Source organism: Halosimplex halophilum, assembly GCF_004698125.1.
GTDB classification, from domain to species: domain Archaea; phylum Halobacteriota; class Halobacteria; order Halobacteriales; family Haloarculaceae; genus Halosimplex; species Halosimplex halophilum.
In genome coordinates this window covers 1956118-1971307 of the sequence record NZ_ML214297.1, presented here as the reverse complement: position 1 = coordinate 1971307, position 15190 = coordinate 1956118, and the positions used below count along the sequence as shown (strand labels likewise).

Genomic DNA, 15190 nt, shown 5'->3' with positions numbered 1-15190 from the left:
GCGACCCGGCGAGTCGCCCGACCACCCCTCCGGCGGTCCCCGGCCCGCTCGCGCGGTCAGCCGTGTCGTCCCTTCTGATAGACCAGTACGAGCAACACCGCAAGCAGCGACAGCTCCGCGTAGACGCCGTTCAGCACCGCGGGCGTCGGCGTCCACGACGACGGGTCGGCCACGGCGAGCACGAGCCCGACCGCGGCGACGGCGATGCTCCACTCCAGGCGGACCGGATCCGCCGACTCCGCCCCGTTCGAACCCGTCGTCTCCCCCGCGTCTACCCCGTCGCGTTCCGAGCCGACGATGGCGAGGCCGCGCGGCTCCACCGTGACGGTCTTGCGCTCTGAATCGTAGTCGACGACGTCGTGGTGGGCCAGTTTCGGCAGGTGGGTCTGGTGGAGCGTCACGTAGACGCTCTGGCGCTTGTTCCGCGGGGGCGGCCGCTCGCCGGTCTCGGCGGCCGCGATCTCCTCGGCGAGATCCGAGAGGTCCCACGTCCGTTCTCTCCCCAGCAGTTCCAGCACTCGCATCCGCCGCTCGTTGCTCAGTAGTTCGTGGACCGTCGTGCGGTCCAGTTCGTCGCACCTATCGTCCCCACCCGGCGGCCCGAGCCCCGGAGACGACGCCTGTGGCGTGATCGGTCGTGACATGTGTAGCGGTCCCTGCCAGTTGCCACTGGCCGTGGCGCTGGCGGTGTTCCCTGACCGTTCCGGCCGGCTATCCACACCCGTAGAACCCACCGGAACGTCGCCTGTTCGTTTGCCGCCTACCGACTAATCGCTAGTGACTACATGCGTAGTATGATCGGTTACTATTCTGATTGTTTCCCGTCCGGGGCCCCGGCCCGCACGGTTTTGTCCACGGGTGCGGTACGTTGACACATGGAACGGGCCAGCACTGACGGCGGCCGACGACCAGGGGACGACGGACCCGACGGACGCACTCGCCACGGCGGCTCGGGTCACCGCCCGGACGGGAGCGGGCGCTGTGACTACTGTCGGCTCCCGGTCCCGGGCGACCCCGTCGTCGCCGAGCGCGACGGCCACCGGTACACGTACTGCTGTGTCGCCTGTCGGGAGGCCGCAAGCGAGGGCGACAAGGTCTTCACCCAGTACCACGGCTTCCGGCGAGTTCCCACGGGCGTCGACCCGCTGGACGAGAGCCTCCCGCAGGGGATCCCCCGCAACTCGTTCGTCCTCCTGACGGATCTTGCGGGCACCCGGACGGAGTCGATCCAGGCCGAACTCGTCTGGCGCGCGCTCCAGCGGGGCGAACCCGCCGTCTTCGTCTCCTTCCTCGAACCGCCGATGTCGGTCGTCCAGGAGTTCGTCACGCTGGACTGGAACGTCCTCCCCTACCTGGAGTCCGGCCAGCTGCAGATCCTCGACTGTTTCACCTACCGCCTCGAGAACCGCGAGCGGATGTACGACCGGCTCAACGACTGGAACACCTTCCTCTCGGAGACGGCCGCCGACGCGACCACGCAGGTCCGCGACCCCACCGAACTGGGCGAACTCCACAACCGCATCGACGACGTGCTCGAATCCCGCGACATGGAGGACCGGGGGATCGTCGTCGTCGACTCGCTGACGGAGTTCGGGTCGCTCGTCCAGCCGGTCCAGGCCTACGACTTCCTCAAGGACGTGCGCGCGGAGGTGTGCAAGAGCCGGTTCGTCCCCATCTACGCCGGCGCCACGGTCACCGGCGAGGACCAGCAGTTCCCCCACGACCTGAACTACATGGTCGACGGCATCGTCGAACTCAACCTCGACGAGGAGCTGGTCGAGGGGTCGCTGATGAAGCAGATCCGCGTCCGCAAGATGAGCGGCGTCCTCACGCTCCCGAAGTGGACGCTCTACGAGTACACCGCCGGCGAGGGGATCGTCACCATCGAACTCCACGAGGGACCGCCCGGCGAGGGCGACGGCGAGCAGAGCGGCCCGGTCGACCCGCAGCAGGACGGAGAGCCGTCAACCGGGTCCGGCGACGGGGCGGCGGGCGGCGGTCTCGGCCAGGGACCGCCCGCCGGCCAGTCGGCCGAGGGCGGGCCGGTCGACGACTCGCCGGCCGGCGGGTCCGACGGGAGTCAGGCGGCCGGTGACGGCGACGAGGAGTGACCGCGGCGGGGACCGTCAGTCGGTCCGCGGGAGTGCCACCGCACCGGCGGCGACGGCGACGGCGGCGAGCGCGACGAGCGCGAGCAGGTAGCCGAGTTCCGGGGCGAGCGGGCCCGTCGGCGGGACCGCGCCGCCGTCGGTCGTCGCGCGGACGCCGCGGGCGAAGTAGGTCAGCGGCGAGAGCATGGTCGCCGGCTCGAACCACCCCGGGAGCAGATCCAGCGGGACGAACGTCTCCGAGAGGAAGAGCAGGGGGAGCGCGATGGTGTTGCTCGTCGCGATGACGCCGTCCTGGGAGTCGGCGGTCGCGCCGATGACCGCGCCGACTCCGCAGAACAGCGCGACGCCGACGACGACGTAGGCGACGAGCAGGAGGGCGACGGCCGGCGACAGCGGGATCGCTGCGCCGGTCAGCGCGACGACCAGCGCCAGGAGCATGAGCGCGGCGAGGCCGATGACGACGACGTTGACGACGGTCTGTGCGAGCAGCCACTCGGCCCGCGTCAGCGGCGTCGTCGCGAGCTTCTCGAAGCGGTTGCCCTCGCGGTGGCGCGCGACCTCGCTGCCGACCCGCGACAGCGGCGTGAACAGGACGACCACGGCGAGGTATCCCGGGACGTAGTAGACCGCCGGTTCGGTGAACAGCCCGCCCCCGGTCGGCTGGGTCTGGACCAGCGCGCCGAAGATGACGACGATGAGCAGCGGGAAGAGGAAGGTGAAGAACACGGCCGTCCGCCGGCGGAGGAAGGAGCGCCAGCCCGCGCGGACCGACGCGGTCACCCGACCGGTCCGGGTCATCGCTCGCCCTCCGCGGAGGGGTCGCCGCCGGCCCCGCCCGCGACCGCCGCGCGCTCGCGGCGCCGGCCGTCGTAGGCCCCGCCACCGCCGGCGAGTTCGAGGTACACGTCCTCCAGGTCCGGCTCCGACCAGGTGAGCGCGTCGTAGCTGGCGCCGGCCGCGGCCAGCGCGTCGACCACGTCGCCGATGGCCTCCGGCGGCACGTCCGAGACGACCAGCGAGTCACCCGCCCGCTCGGCCGGGAACGACAGGTCGAGCGCGGCGGGGTCGGCGTCGGTCTCGACGACGAGGCGGCTCTCGCCGCCGTACTCCGCAACGAGCGCGTCGGGGTCGTCCGCTGCGACGAGCCGGCCGTCGGCGAGCAGCCCGACGCGGTCGGCCAGCCGGTGGGCCTCGGTCATGTCGTGGGTGGTGAGGACGATGGTCGTCCCGCCGTCGGCCAGCGATTCGAGGAGGTCCCACAGCGCCCGTCGGCCGGCGGGGTCGATGCCGGTCGTCGGCTCGTCGAGGAAGAGCAGGTCGGGGTCGTTGACCAGCGCCGAGCCGACGCAGGTCCGCCGCTTTTGGCCGCCCGAGAGGTTCTCGTACCAGGTGTCGGCGTCGTCGGACAGTCCCACGTCGTCGAGGACCGCCTCGACTGACCGGGCATCGTCGTAGAGGCCGGCGTAGTAGTCGAGCAGTTCGCGGGCGGTGAGCCGCGCGGGCGGGTCGAACGCCTGCGGGAGCAGGCCGACGCGCTCGCGGTCCACCTCGCGCGGGTCGGCGCCGAACAGTTCGACCGACCCGTCGGCGTCGGTCGTCCCCGTCAGCGCGCGGACGAGCGTCGTCTTGCCCGCGCCGTTGGGGCCGACGAGCGCGAACACCTCGCCCGCGTCGACCGAGAGGGAGACGCCGTCGAGCGCGACCGTCTCGCCGTAGGACCGGCGCACGTCCTCGGCGACGAGCGTCGCTGTCATGGGCGAATCGACGGCAGCGCGGCGCAAAGGCGGTTCGGTTCGGGAGTGCCCGGGCCTGCCCGGACGAACGGAGGGCAGAAACGGATTCGGAGGGGAGGACGGCGTCAGCGGGGGAATGGAGAGGCGAACGGCAGCAGAGCGGGATGGAGGGCCGAACGGCAGCGGGGAACTCGGACGGGAGGGCCGAGCGTCGGCGGGGGAGGGACGGCGACGGGGCGAGGGGAGGGGCGCGTCAGCGGGGAGTCGGTGGAGGGGAGCGTCAGCGGGGAGTCGGATGGAGGGGAGCGTCAGCGGGGAGTCGGATGGAGGGGGACCGTCAGCATGGGGATCCGGGTCGCAACGGGCGGGGAGTCAGGCCGCGCCGGGGGAGGGGTCCGGCGGCGGCGTCTCGGCGGTCCCGTCGTCGCCGTCGCGGCGGCGGGCGGCGATCGTGAGCGCGCCGGCGCCGAGGCCGAGCAGGGCGACGCCGAACGTCAGCAGGTCGCCGAAGAGGGGGATCCGCGCCAGCAGCTCGATACCGACGACGCCGACGACGAGCGCGGCCCAGCGGTCGTCGACGCCGGCCTCGGCGAGCACGCGCCGCCCGACGAGGTACTCGCCGTAGACCAGCGCGACCCAGGCCGCCAGCGCGAAGACGGCGCCGCCGGCGAACGCCAGCGGCAGCCCGATGACGGTCATCGCTATCGCGAGCAGGGCGGCCGGGACCGCGATCATCGTCGCCAGGCCGGCGGCGACCGAGCGACCGGGCTGGTCGGTCACCGTCTCGACCATCTCCCCCGAGAAGTCGGGGAAGACCACGAGCAACAGGGCGCCGACGGCCAGGGCCCCGACGGCGGTGAGGAGGCCGACGACCGGCGAGGGCAGGAACGCCAGTTCGTCGAGCGCTTCGAGGTCGTCGACGGTGATACCCCACTGGAGGCCGTCGAGGCTCAGGCTCTCGTCGTGGGTCACCGTCCCGTCGACGGTGGCCCCGTCCGCGCGGTCGAGGCTCTCGCCGTAGGCCACGTCGCCGTGGACGGTCGCGCCGTCCTCCAGGCGAACGGTCTCGGAGCCGGTCACGTCGCCGTCGACCGTCCCGGCGACGGTGACCGTCCCGGCCGCGGCCTCCACGTCGCCGCCGACCGCGGCGTCGGGGCCGACCTCGACCGAGCCGGCGGCCGCCTCGACCGTGCCGCCGACGCGGCCCTCGACGGTGACCGAGCCCGCGGCGGCCTGCACGTCGTCGGTCACCTCGCCGGTGACCCGCACGGAGCCGGCGGCGGCTTCCACGTCGCCCTCGACGGTCCCGTGGACGACCACGTCGCCGCTCACCACCTCCAGGTCGGAGACCGTCTCGTCGGGCCCGACGACCACGTCGCTGCCGACGGTCTGGTCGGCGAACTGACCGTCGGTCGGCGCTTCAGCGGCGGGGGCGCCGTTCGCGAACGGTACTGCGGCCGCCGCGCCGGGGACCAGCGCGGCGGCGAGGGCGAGCGCACAGACGAGCGCGACGAACCGCGTCGCGCCGGCGGGGGAGTCGGTCCGGCTCATGCAGTTCCACGTAGCCGCCGCTATCCCCTATATAAAGGTGGAGAGTTTCCGACCCGGTAGTCCGGGGCAAGGCTTATATAGTAATTCAGAGAGTGGCCCGCACGTCTCGGACGATGGCGTCGACGTCGAAGGTGTCCCGCTCCTTGTCGTAGACGATCTCGTCGCCGACCTCGACGCGGAAGACGCCGTGGTCGCCCATCACGAGTTCGAAGCGGTCGATCTCGCCTTCGAGGCTCGAGAGGATCGCCTCCTGGGTGTCGAGCGCCCGCTCGCGGAACCCGCAGGGGACGCAGTACTCCAGCGTGACTGTGGTCATGGATCCCCGTAGGCGGCTCTCGGCGATAAAGGTGTGCGACTCCTCCGGGAGCGTTCGGTGCAGGCGAGAGAGATGGGCGAGGCGCGCTCGCGCCGAGGGCTTTCACCGCCTGCTGTCGACTGCGGTCGATCCGATTCAGAGCGAGCCCACACCGGGAATAGGACTCACCCGTCGAATGCAAGGTCAACGCAGTTGTCCGCTACGGCCCGACTACACCCATGGCCGAGAACGACACCGACCACGAGCAGGGCGTCGAGTTCGGGTCCATCGAGTCGGTCTTCGAGGAGGTGTCCTACCCGGTGACGGCGGGGGACCTCGCCGAGGAGTACGGCGACCGGGAGGTTCAGCGCACCAGCGCCGACCCCATCGCGATCCGTGACCTGTTCGCGGGCGCCGGCGACCAGTCGTTCGAGTCCGAGGAGGAACTGCGCCAGGGGATGCTCAACATGATGCCCGCCGAGTCGGTCGGCCGACAGCGCTACTCCGACCGGGGCGGCTCCGACCGGGAGGACATCGACTCGGCGGAGATGGCCGACGACAACGAACAGCAGAGAGAGGACCGCGGCGGGTGACCGGTCCCGGAGCGACCGGCCTCAGACCGTCGGGACGGGCACTTCGTCGAGCACCGAGTCGACGACCGAGGACTTGCGGACCTCGTCGACGCGGGCGTCGGGCGTCAGGACGACGCGGTGGGCGAGCACCGGCTGGGCGACCCGCTTGACGTCGTCGGGGGTGACGTACTCGCGGCCGACCATGGCGGCGCGGGCCCGGGTCGCCTCCAGCAGGCGCTGTGTCCCGCGCGGGGAGACGCCGACCTCGACGCGGCGGTCCTCGCGGGTCGCGCGGGCGATGGCCGAGACGTAGGTCACGAGGTCGTCGTCGACGCGGACGGACTCGGGGGCCTCACGGAGGTCCGTCACGAGGTCCTGGTCGAGCACCGGCGAGACCGACGGGCTCTGCTCGCTGCGGCCCAGCCGGCGGTGGAGCAGCTCCTCCTCGCCGGCCTCGTCGGGGTAGCCGATGGAGCTCTTGACGAGGAACCGGTCGACCTGCGCCTCGGGGAGTTCGAAGGTGCCCTCCATCTCGACGGGGTTCTGCGTCGCGAGGACGAAGAACGGGGAGGGCAGCTCGTAGGTGTCGCCGTCGACGGTGACCTGTTCCTCTTCCATCGCTTCGAGGAGGGCGGACTGGGTTTTGGGGGGTGCGCGGTTGATCTCGTCGGCCAGCACGACGTTGGCGAAGAGCGGTCCCTCGTTGAACTCGAACTCGCGCTCGCGCTCGTTGAACACGTGGGTACCGGTGATGTCGGCGGGCAGCAGGTCGGGCGTGAACTGCACGCGCGAGAACTCGAGCCCCAGGGCGGTGGCCATGCTGCGAGCGGTGAGCGTCTTCCCGGTCCCCGGCACGTCCTCCATGAGGACGTGGCCGCGGCCGACGAACCCCAGGAGCACCGTTTCGAGGAACTCCCGGTCGGCGATGACCGCCGAACCGATCTCGTCGAGGACCCGGTCGCACTCCGCGCTCGCTTCGCTTACGTCCATGGAGTCCCGTGAGCGCGCCGACAAGTTAGGCGTTGGGTCTGGCGGCGGGCCAGTGCCGTCGATCCCCCGACGCCGACGGGACGGATCGTAACCGATAAAGTCGCCCTGCGTGTAGCGGGAGGTGAGCCGAGGTAGCCTAGCCTGGCCAAGGCGCCTGCTTCGAGAGCAGGTCTCCGCAAGGACTCAGGAGTTCAAATCTCCTCCTCGGCGTTTCTCACCGTCACCGACCGCGTAGCGGCCGCTCGCGGGTCAACCGGACTGTCACCGTCACGCGACCGCGAGTCCGACGGCGACGAGCGCACTCGCGACGAGGAGATAGGCGGCGGCCGACAGCGCCCAGTCGCGGCGCACGGGGCCGACCCGCTCGTCGGGCACCCGGCCGTAGGTGGGGACGACGACGAACGAGAAGAACCAGTTCATCAGGACGAACAGCGCCGCGGCCGCCGCGACGACCGCGGGGGCGATCCCGTCCAGCAACCACCGGGCCGCGGTCACGCCCGACAGGAAGAGGACGCCGGTCGCGACGCCGGCGCCGTAGTGGGCGGCCGTCGCGACGCCGTCGGGCGCCGAGTCGAGGGTCGCGTCCGAGAGCGTCCCGGCGGCCACCCGCGGCGCGGTGGGTCCCTCCGGGAGGCGGCCCATCGGCAGGTCCATCCCCAGCGTCGCGACCAGCCCGACCGCCGCGCCGGCCAGCAGGCCGACCGGCAGCCAGTCGACCGTCAGCGTTCCGACCGTCATGGCGGCGGTGAGGCCCGGACCGGCAAAACGGGACCGACCAACTGGTTGGGCCAGCGGGCCGGCGTCTCGGGCACTGCGCTCAGTCGCCGGTCCCGGGGTTCTGGTAGACCGCGGTGACGATGCCGGCGGTCTGGCCGAGGCCGACGGCGGCGATGCCCACCGCGGCGTCCACGCCGGAGCCGGCCAGCCCGTAGGTGGCGGTGCCGGCCAGCGCGAGGATGGCGCCGGCGAGGTAGATCCGGTTGAACGGCGGCGCCATCTCGGCGGCGGTCGCCACGTAGGCCAGCGCGGGGATCACCATCCAGCCGTACAGCGTCACCGGGAGGACCGGGTCGGCGCCGGGCGTGACCGCCAGGTCGACGGCGCCGACGAGCGTGATGACGAAGCCGAGGACGATCACCCCCTGCCAGACGGCCAGCACGGGCCCGGTCATCTCGTCGCGGGCGACGACGGCGAACGCGCCGAGCAGGACGGTCATCACCGAGAGCCCGACGAGCAGGACGTGGCGGGAGACGACCGGCGAGACGTGGGCGGCGAGGGTCAGCGCCCACGCCGCCGGGACGAGGACGGCGGGAGCGACGTCTGTCAGCGAGCGGCTCACGGCGAGCGCTACGGCGGACTCCGTGTTCGGCGTTTCGGTCTCCCGAGAACACGAGGTTGCGATTTCAGAGCCGCGCGAGGAGGAAGATCAGCGCCGACACCGACAGGGCGGCGGTGATGATGGCGCCGGCCAGCGGCGCGCCCATCGAGACGGCGGCGTTGGCCGTCGAGGCGAGCATCTCCGTGCGGTCGTTGCCGAAGACGGTCACCTCGGCGTTCTCGGTCTCCATGCCCGCCTCGACGGGTTCGAGGTCGTCCTTCGCCGCCGCGACGAGGTCCTCGATGGCCGCGACGATCTCGGACTCGGGGAGGGCGTCGCCGACCTGGTTCTCGGCCTCCATCGTGTTGACGACGTGGGTGTCGGTCGTCAGCACCTCGACGCGGTCGACGGCGTCGACGGCCTCGACGATCCGCTCGCGGAGGCCGGGGACCATGTTGTTGCCGTCCACGAACACGTAGGCGGTCTGCTGGCCGTCGACCTCGAAGACGGCGACGCGGATGCCCAGCGGGCCGATGCCCTCCTCGGGCTCCCAGTCGGTCTCGTCCCAGGCGACGCCACAGCGGAAGGGCTTGCGGGTCGCGGCGGCGAGCCGGGCGCCGGCGTCGCGGGCGCCGTCGATCATGTCGAACGAGCGCTTGCTGCCGGGGACGACGTGGCCCAGGTCCTCGCCCGCCAGCCCGTTGTTGCAGTTGTGCGCGTCGGCGAGCATCACCTCCTCAAGGTCCTCGCTGCGGGCCTCGGCGACCGCCGAGAGGCCGACGGCGTACTCCACGTCGTCGGCGAACTCGGGGGAGAACGTCGACGCGAGGAAGGCGCCGTCGCCGAACGCCTGGCCGGTCAGGGTGGCCTCGCCGGACTCGACGCGGACCGATTCGGTGGCGGTCGGGCCGTACTCGATGCGCTGGTAGGCCGTCTCGGCGGTGTCGATGACGGTGTCGACCTCCCGCTCGGTGACGAGGTTGAAGTCGTGGCCGGCGGTGGCGTGGGGCGGGAAGGCGAGGCCGTCGGCCTGCTCGGCGATCCGCCGGGGGAGGTTGCCGCCGCCGATGTCGCCCATCGGCCCGGGGTGGAGCATCGGGAGGACGAACCGCGCCTTCTCGCCGCCCTCGGGCCGGCGCACCGAGAGGACGGTCACCGGGACGATGGCGTCCTCGCCGATGTCCTCGAAGAACGTCTCCAGCTCGCGCGACCCCTCGGCGACGTGGCCGATGAACCCGCGGACGAAATCGAGGACGGAGACGCCGAGGCTGCGTTTCCAGGGCTGGTCGATGACGGTGAGAAAGAGCCAGACGCAGCCGGCATAGACGAGACAGATGAGCGCGAGCAGGCCGAACTTCCCGGGGTCGATGTACTGCATCTCGGCGATCCGCTGGGGCGCCTCGTCGGGCCGGAAGAGGAACGCGCGGGCGACCGGACCGCCGCCGAACTCCATGTAGCGCATCGTCCCGCTGTAGACGAACAGCAGGAGCGCGGCGGAGGCGGTCTGGATGCTCGCGGCCGCCGACGCGACGACCAGCCGCTGGCGGGAGACGGCCATGATGATGAAGAGGCGCAGGGCGAAGATCGACGCCAGCGCGACCAGCAGGGCGTCGACGACGAACTCCTGACCCAGCGGCGTCGCCACCGCGACGACCGCGGCGACGGTCAGCACGCCGATGGTGATGAGCTCGCAGGCAAGCGCCAGTAGCGACGCCTGGTTGCGCGAGAGCTGGCCGCCGAGCTTGCGGTCGACGTACGGCGTGAACACGCTCGCCGCGACGGTCGGGATACCGATGTAGAACAGCCCCTCCCAGGCGTCCTCGAAGACGAACCGGGAGTCGAAGGCCGCCACGCCGGCCACCGCCGCGATGAGCAGGGCGAAGCCGACGCTGGAGTACCAGCTGGGCGCGCGGAAGACGAACCGCGAGAGGCTCGCGAGGTTGCCCTGGGTGGTCGTCATGACTAACCTTGTCCACCAATGACCGTACGATCACTTCAAACGTGGGAGTTCCGTCAGACGCCCGTCAGCGGTCGGTTCGGGCGCCGAGACTCCGAGATCTCCGGTCGGAATCGCGCAGTCGTGCGGAGAAATAACACGCCGCAGGAGGGCGGCCGTCCGCGGTCACCTGACGGCGGTCGGCGTCGGTCGTCCGCGGTCGACTACTCGCAGATGTCGAGGAAGTTCTCGAAGACCTCCTCGCCGCGCTCGGTGTGGGCGACCTCGGGGTGCCACTGGACGCCGTACAGGTCGCGGTCGGTGTCGCTCATCGCCTCGACGCCGCAGACGTCGCTCTCGGCGGTGCGCGCGAAGCCCTCGGGGACGCGGACGACCTCGTCGGCGTGGCTCGCCCAGACGCGGGTGCTCGGGGCGAGCGAGCCGATCAGGGGGTCCGCGTCGTCGAGCACGTCGACGGTCACGTCGGCGTAGCCGCCGTAGTCGCCCTCGCCGACCTCGCCGCCGAGTTCGCGGGCGATGACCTGGTGGCCCAGGCAGATACCGAGGACCGGGATATCGAGGTCGAGGTAGTCGGGGCAGTTGCCGATGCGGTCGATCGAGGGGCCGCCCGAGAGGACGAGCCCGTCCGCGTCGATCTCCGCCGGTGGCGTCTCGTTGTCCACGAGTTCAACGTCCACGCCCATGTCCCGGAGCGCGCGCTGCTCCAGGTGGGTGAACTGGCCGTGGTTGTCGATCACGTCGATGCGGGTCATTACGCCCCCGTAGCCCACCGGGCGGTAAAAGGCGTCCGGAACGCGCAGAACCCGCCAGCGGCGGGACACTCGCGACGGGACACTCCTGGGGCCGCGCGACCGTGTCACCGCACTTATGCCCGGTCCCCGGGACCGGTCGGTAGATGCGACGCATCCTCCGGGTCGTCGTCGGCTTCGCCGTCGCGCTCCTCGCGGTCGGCGGGTTCCTCTGGGTCGTCGGGCCGCGGCGCGTCCTCGCCGAACTGGCGGGCGCCGACCCGGCGACCTACGCGGCGGGCTTTCTCGCGGTTGTCGCCGCCTTCTACTGCTGGAGCGAGGCGCTGGGGCGGCTGCTCGCGGGCGTCGGCCACGACGTGGGCGGCGCCCGCTACCGCGCGGCGTTCATGAGCGGCGAGTTCGCGAAACAGGTGGTCCCGATGGGCCACTCCGGCGGTCCGGTCTTCGTCTCCTACGCGGTCAGCCGCGAGACCGACACGCCCTACGAGGCGGCGCTGGCCGCGGCGACGGTCGTTGAGTTTGTCAACGTCGCGGCGTCGATGGGGCTCGCCGGCGCCGGCCTCGCGGTCGTCCTGCTGAGGAGCGACGGGCCGGTCACGCCGCTGTTCGCGGCGCTGCTCGTCGGCTTCGCGGTCGCCGTCGTCGCGCTCGGCGGCGCCGCGCTGGTGGTCAACTCCCGCCGGGCGCTCGTCGAGCGGCTCGTCCTCCGGGCCGCCGGCGTCGGCCGGGCGACCCTGGGACGAGTCTCCGCCCGCGCGCGCTCCGCGCTGGCGGCCGACCGCGTCGGGGGGACCTTCGGCACCTACTACGCGGCGTTCGACCGGGCGCTCGCCGACCGGGCGGCGGTCGGGCGAGCGGCCGTCTTCTCGCTGGCCGGCTGGGCGCTCTTTCTCGCGCCGATGTACACGAGCTTCCGAGCGATCGGCGAGCCCGTGCCCTACGCGCTCGTCGTCTTCGTCGTCCCCGTGTTGAGCCTGGTCAACGTCGTGCCGCTCCCCGGCGGGCTCGGCGGGTTCGAGGTGGCGCTGGCCGCCGTCGTCGTCGCGCTCGCCGGGCTGGAGCTGCCGGCGGCGACGGCCGGCGTCTTCCTCTACCGGCTGTCGAACTACTGGTTCGTCGTCCTGCTGGGCGGGGTCGCCGCGGCCTGGGTCTCGGTCCGCCTCGCCGACCCGCCGAGCCCGCTCGCGCCGACCCCGGAACCCGACGGAGCGTCCGCGGAGTCGGCGACGGACGGCGAGTGAGGCGCTGTTCGGTCTTTCGTGCGTACTTACCGTCGGCATCCGCGCGCCTGTGGCGCGCGGTTCGACCACCGGAGCCGTCGGAGACGGCGGAGGTGGCCTTTTTCACCCCTGTTTTTGCCGGCGGTTCCCCGCAGGGAGCGGAGCGACCGAGGAAACCCCGCCGGCAAAAAGATGGTCTGAACTGAGCAGTACCAGTCCGTCCCGCAGGGGCGGTCCGAGACGGTCCGAGCCGTTCAGACGCGGGTCGCCTCGACGGACAGCTCCTCGTCGACGACGAGTTCGAGGGTCTCGCCCTCGCAGGGGATCGCGAGTTCGACGGTCCAGGGGTCGGTCGAGCGGACGGTGAGGTGGCGGTCGGTCATCGCCCACTCGAACTCCCAGTGGGGACGGCTCGTCACGTCGACGCCGTGGTCGTGGAAGAAGGAGACGACGGCGGGGTGATAGAGGAGCGCGAGGCCGACCGACATGTACTGGCTGGCGCCGCAGTTGTCGCAGTCGGTGCCGACGAAGGCGTCGAACCGGTCGCTGCCCTCGCTCCAGACGGCCTCGCCGGGGACGAACTCGGTCTCCAGGGGGTTGACGCAGGTCGGGCAGACGCCGCGGGCGTAGGCGAGCATCTCGTGGCGGTTGTACTGGTCGACGCGTTCGAGCACGTCGCGTCTGTCGCCCGTCTCGACGGCGCTGGGGGGCACCTGCGTGTGCGAGTAGAGGTGGTCGCAGTCCGGACAGCGAAGCTCGAACGTGCCCTCGTCGTAGTACCCCTCGACCGGGGCCCCGCAGAAGTAGCAGTCGAGTCCGATCTCGAACGCGTCGAGGGAGACCCGGCGGTTGACGCTCCCCGCGCGGACGAGGCGGTAGAGGGCGAGTCCCTCCGAGCGGAGGGTGTAACCGTCCTCGCCGCGGTCGACGAACTCGCCGACCAGCTGCGAGAGGTGGTAGTTGAACTGCCCGCTGTCCATCCCCGGGTCGACGCGCTCGCGTAGCTCGGAGAAGGCGATCCCCTCGTGGGGCCGCTCGCCGAGCGCGCGGAGGATCGCCGCGCGCGTCTCGTTGCCGACCAGCGCGAAGGCGTCCTCCGGCGCGGCGTCGGCCGACGGGTCCGGGTCGTCGTCCGGCATATCGGGTCCTTCCCGAGTCACCGCGAAATAGGTTGGGGCCGTTCCGGCACCCGACCACTTACCCGTCTGGACCTCTCACGTCGGATCGATGCCCGACGAGGAGCGCCCGCGGTCGGGACCGGGCGGACGCGGCGACCGGCCCGCCGTCGGCTGCGACGCCTGCCAGTCGGTGATCGACGACGAGAGCGACCGGACCGTCTCCTTCCTGCTGCTCGACCACCTCACGATCCCGGTCCGGAGCTGCGAGACGCACCTCGACCGCTTCTCGACGATCTGCGGCCTGACCAGCGAGGACGCCGCCCGCGTGCTCGACCACTATCCGGCCGGCGGCGTGGCCTGCCCCGCCTGCCGGAACGCCCGCTACGACACGACCCACCCGATGGTCGCCGTCGACGACGGGATGGTCGTCGTCACCGCCTGCCCGGACCACCAGTCGCAGATACTCCAGCGGTTCGACACGGGCCTGGAGACCCGCGACCAACTGACGAGCAGTCTCGACGGCCACGGGGCGCTCTGAGGCCCCGCTCCCCGATGTGTCTCGGTTCGTCGAGGGTCTGCAGGGGGTCGCCGGCCTGTCTTTGAAACGGCCGGCGATCCAACCGGGCGTATGTACGAGTCGATCCTCGCGCCCACCGACGGGAGTCCGACGGCCGACCGGGCCGCCGACCACGCGCTCGCGCTGGCCGCAGCGCTCGACGCGTCCGTAGAGGTACTCGGCGTCGTCGACCTCGACGAGGCCGCGGGGCCGTTCGACGCCGGCGGCGTCGACGAGGAGTACCGCGACCGCCTGGAGACCGAAGCGCGGCGGTCCGTCGACTCCGTGGCCGAGCGGGCCACCGACCGGGCGGTGGAGACAGCCGTCGTCGAGGGCGACCCGGCGGAGACCATCCTCGACCGGGCGGCCGACAACGACCTCGTCGTCCTCGGGACCCACGGGCGCTCGGCGGTCGACCGCGTGCTCACGGGCAGTACGAGCGCGCAGGTGGTCCGCGAGTCGCCGGTCCCGGTCGTCACGGTCAGGGAGACCGGAGGCGAGTCCGCGACCGGCGACGCGGCGGCCGGTGGCGACCCCGCTCTCGATTACGACGACGTGCTGGTGCCCACGGACGGCAGCGACGCGGCCGAGGCGGCGGTCGACCACGGGATCGCCGTCGCCGACGCCTTCGACGCCACCGTCCACGCGGTCCACGTCGTCGACGTGAGCGCGGTCGCGGGCGGCGCGGGCGTCGCGGCCGGCGCCGGCGGAGCGGGGGCGACGGCCGCGGCCGGCGGCGACCTGCTGGAACCCATGATCGAGAACGGCGAGGAGGCGACGGAACGCGTCGCCGAGCGCGCCCGCGAGGCGGGCGTCGACGCCGTCACCGAGGTCGGGGAGGGGTCGCCCGGGTCGATGCTGGTCGACTACGTCGACGACGCGGGGATCGACTTCGTGGCGATGGGGACCCACGGCCACTCCGGCCTCGACCGGGTGCTGCTGGGAAGCACGACCGAGCGGCTGATCCGCAACGTCGCCGTCCCCGTGCTGTCCGTGCGGCCCGAAGACGACGGGGAGTGA

General features: G+C 72.0%; 16 protein-coding genes and 1 tRNA gene. 6 read left to right on the top strand and 11 right to left on the bottom strand.

The features are described from left to right. Nucleotides 1–56: 56 nt before the first annotated feature. Nucleotides 57–644, bottom strand: a complete 588-nt coding sequence (locus E3328_RS09910) for a DUF7344 domain-containing protein (protein ID WP_135364403.1) — start codon at nucleotides 642–644, stop codon at nucleotides 57–59. A 231-nt stretch (nucleotides 645–875) separates the two neighbouring features. Between E3328_RS09910 and E3328_RS09905 the strand changes: the two genes are divergently transcribed. Further along, on the top strand, nucleotides 876–2111 hold the full coding sequence (locus E3328_RS09905) for an RAD55 family ATPase (RefSeq protein WP_135364402.1): 1236 nt from the start codon (nucleotides 876–878) through the stop codon (nucleotides 2109–2111). 15 nt (nucleotides 2112–2126) lie between these two features. Here the strand turns inward: E3328_RS09905 and E3328_RS09900 are convergent, their stop codons facing one another. The 4 genes from E3328_RS09900 to E3328_RS09885 all read right to left on the bottom strand — a co-directional run bounded on the left by E3328_RS09900 (nucleotide 2127) and on the right by E3328_RS09885 (nucleotide 5711). Further along, on the bottom strand, nucleotides 2127–2909 hold the full coding sequence (locus E3328_RS09900) for an ABC transporter permease (RefSeq protein ID WP_135364401.1): 783 nt from the start codon (nucleotides 2907–2909) through the stop codon (nucleotides 2127–2129). Next, nucleotides 2906–3865 carry an ABC transporter ATP-binding protein gene (locus E3328_RS09895; protein WP_135364400.1) on the bottom strand — a complete coding sequence of 320 codons (960 nt, stop codon included), beginning with the start codon at nucleotides 3863–3865 and terminating at the stop codon, nucleotides 2906–2908. The genes E3328_RS09900 and E3328_RS09895 overlap by 4 nt, the downstream gene beginning before the upstream one ends. Nucleotides 3866–4216: 351 nt before the next feature. Continuing rightward, nucleotides 4217–5395: a bactofilin family protein gene (locus E3328_RS09890; RefSeq protein ID WP_135364399.1), complete on the bottom strand. Its 1179-nt coding sequence runs from the start codon at nucleotides 5393–5395 to the stop codon at nucleotides 4217–4219. An 85-nt stretch (nucleotides 5396–5480) separates the two neighbouring features. Further along, entirely contained in the window at nucleotides 5481–5711 is a 231-nt protein-coding gene (locus E3328_RS09885) for an Rdx family protein (protein WP_135364398.1), read from the bottom strand. A 218-nt stretch (nucleotides 5712–5929) separates the two neighbouring features. Here E3328_RS09885 and E3328_RS09880 point away from each other — a divergent pair, with 218 nt between their 5' ends. After that, nucleotides 5930–6283, top strand: coding sequence for a DUF5789 family protein (locus tag E3328_RS09880; protein ID WP_135364397.1), 354 nt, complete (start codon nucleotides 5930–5932; stop codon nucleotides 6281–6283). Nucleotides 6284–6304: 21 nt separating this feature from the next. On the opposite strand, the gene E3328_RS09875 is transcribed toward E3328_RS09880, so the two are convergent. Next, nucleotides 6305–7252, bottom strand: a complete 948-nt coding sequence (locus E3328_RS09875; RefSeq protein WP_135364396.1) for an AAA family ATPase — start codon at nucleotides 7250–7252, stop codon at nucleotides 6305–6307. A 125-nt stretch (nucleotides 7253–7377) separates the two neighbouring features. Here E3328_RS09875 and E3328_RS09870 point away from each other — a divergent pair. Then, nucleotides 7378–7462, top strand: a tRNA-Ser gene (locus E3328_RS09870). Nucleotides 7463–7519: 57 nt separating this feature from the next. Here E3328_RS09870 and E3328_RS09865 read toward each other — a convergent pair. The 4 genes from E3328_RS09865 to E3328_RS09850 form a co-directional block, all read right to left on the bottom strand. Then, a complete protein-coding gene (locus E3328_RS09865; protein WP_135364395.1) occupies nucleotides 7520–7990 on the bottom strand; it encodes a hypothetical protein in 471 nt (156 codons plus the stop codon). Between the two features lie 79 nt (nucleotides 7991–8069). Then, nucleotides 8070–8591: a hypothetical protein gene (locus E3328_RS09860; RefSeq protein WP_135364394.1), complete on the bottom strand. Its 522-nt coding sequence runs from the start codon at nucleotides 8589–8591 to the stop codon at nucleotides 8070–8072. A 64-nt stretch (nucleotides 8592–8655) separates the two neighbouring features. After that, nucleotides 8656–10530 (bottom strand): DUF2070 family protein, encoded by a 1875-nt coding sequence (locus E3328_RS09855; protein WP_135364393.1) that lies wholly within the window; start codon nucleotides 10528–10530, stop codon nucleotides 8656–8658. A gap of 200 nt (nucleotides 10531–10730) precedes the next feature. After that, nucleotides 10731–11279 carry a GMP synthase subunit A gene (locus tag E3328_RS09850; RefSeq protein WP_135364392.1) on the bottom strand — a complete coding sequence of 183 codons (549 nt, stop codon included), beginning with the start codon at nucleotides 11277–11279 and terminating at the stop codon, nucleotides 10731–10733. 143 nt (nucleotides 11280–11422) lie between these two features. Between E3328_RS09850 and E3328_RS09845 the strand changes: the two genes are divergently transcribed. Further along, entirely contained in the window at nucleotides 11423–12517 is a 1095-nt protein-coding gene (locus tag E3328_RS09845) for a lysylphosphatidylglycerol synthase transmembrane domain-containing protein (RefSeq protein ID WP_135364391.1), read from the top strand. 233 nt (nucleotides 12518–12750) lie between these two features. On the opposite strand, the gene E3328_RS09840 is transcribed toward E3328_RS09845, so the two are convergent. Beyond that, nucleotides 12751–13635 carry a winged helix-turn-helix domain-containing protein gene (locus E3328_RS09840; RefSeq protein WP_135364390.1) on the bottom strand — a complete coding sequence of 295 codons (885 nt, stop codon included), beginning with the start codon at nucleotides 13633–13635 and terminating at the stop codon, nucleotides 12751–12753. Between the two features lie 88 nt (nucleotides 13636–13723). Here E3328_RS09840 and E3328_RS09835 point away from each other — a divergent pair, with 88 nt between their 5' ends. Both E3328_RS09835 and E3328_RS09830 read left to right on the top strand, forming a co-directional pair. Further along, complete coding sequence (locus E3328_RS09835; RefSeq protein WP_135364389.1) at nucleotides 13724–14152, top strand: hypothetical protein; 429 nt, start codon at nucleotides 13724–13726, stop codon at nucleotides 14150–14152. Between the two features lie 90 nt (nucleotides 14153–14242). Next, nucleotides 14243–15190, top strand: coding sequence for a universal stress protein (locus E3328_RS09830; protein WP_135364388.1), 948 nt, complete (start codon nucleotides 14243–14245; stop codon nucleotides 15188–15190).

Excerpts from the sequence above, each read along its gene's own strand:
- E3328_RS09910 (WP_135364403.1), bottom strand. The coding sequence starts at position 644 with ATGTCACGACCGATCACGCCACAGGCGTCGTCTCCGGGGCTCGGGCCG.
- E3328_RS09840 (WP_135364390.1), bottom strand. The coding sequence starts at position 13,635 with ATGCCGGACGACGACCCGGACCCGTCGGCCGACGCCGCGCCGGAGGAC.
- E3328_RS09855 (WP_135364393.1), bottom strand. The coding sequence starts at position 10,530 with ATGACGACCACCCAGGGCAACCTCGCGAGCCTCTCGCGGTTCGTCTTC.
- E3328_RS09885 (WP_135364398.1), bottom strand. The coding sequence starts at position 5,711 with ATGACCACAGTCACGCTGGAGTACTGCGTCCCCTGCGGGTTCCGCGAG.
- E3328_RS09830 (WP_135364388.1), top strand. The coding sequence starts at position 14,243 with ATGTACGAGTCGATCCTCGCGCCCACCGACGGGAGTCCGACGGCCGAC.
- E3328_RS09850 (WP_135364392.1), bottom strand. The coding sequence starts at position 11,279 with ATGACCCGCATCGACGTGATCGACAACCACGGCCAGTTCACCCACCTG.
- E3328_RS09875 (WP_135364396.1), bottom strand. The coding sequence starts at position 7,252 with ATGGACGTAAGCGAAGCGAGCGCGGAGTGCGACCGGGTCCTCGACGAG.
- E3328_RS09865 (WP_135364395.1), bottom strand. The coding sequence starts at position 7,990 with ATGACGGTCGGAACGCTGACGGTCGACTGGCTGCCGGTCGGCCTGCTG.
- E3328_RS09905 (WP_135364402.1), top strand. The coding sequence starts at position 876 with ATGGAACGGGCCAGCACTGACGGCGGCCGACGACCAGGGGACGACGGA.
- E3328_RS09890 (WP_135364399.1), bottom strand. The coding sequence starts at position 5,395 with ATGAGCCGGACCGACTCCCCCGCCGGCGCGACGCGGTTCGTCGCGCTC.
- E3328_RS09845 (WP_135364391.1), top strand. The coding sequence starts at position 11,423 with ATGCGACGCATCCTCCGGGTCGTCGTCGGCTTCGCCGTCGCGCTCCTC.
- E3328_RS09880 (WP_135364397.1), top strand. The coding sequence starts at position 5,930 with ATGGCCGAGAACGACACCGACCACGAGCAGGGCGTCGAGTTCGGGTCC.
- E3328_RS09835 (WP_135364389.1), top strand. The coding sequence starts at position 13,724 with ATGCCCGACGAGGAGCGCCCGCGGTCGGGACCGGGCGGACGCGGCGAC.
- E3328_RS09895 (WP_135364400.1), bottom strand. The coding sequence starts at position 3,865 with ATGACAGCGACGCTCGTCGCCGAGGACGTGCGCCGGTCCTACGGCGAG.
- E3328_RS09900 (WP_135364401.1), bottom strand. The coding sequence starts at position 2,909 with ATGACCCGGACCGGTCGGGTGACCGCGTCGGTCCGCGCGGGCTGGCGC.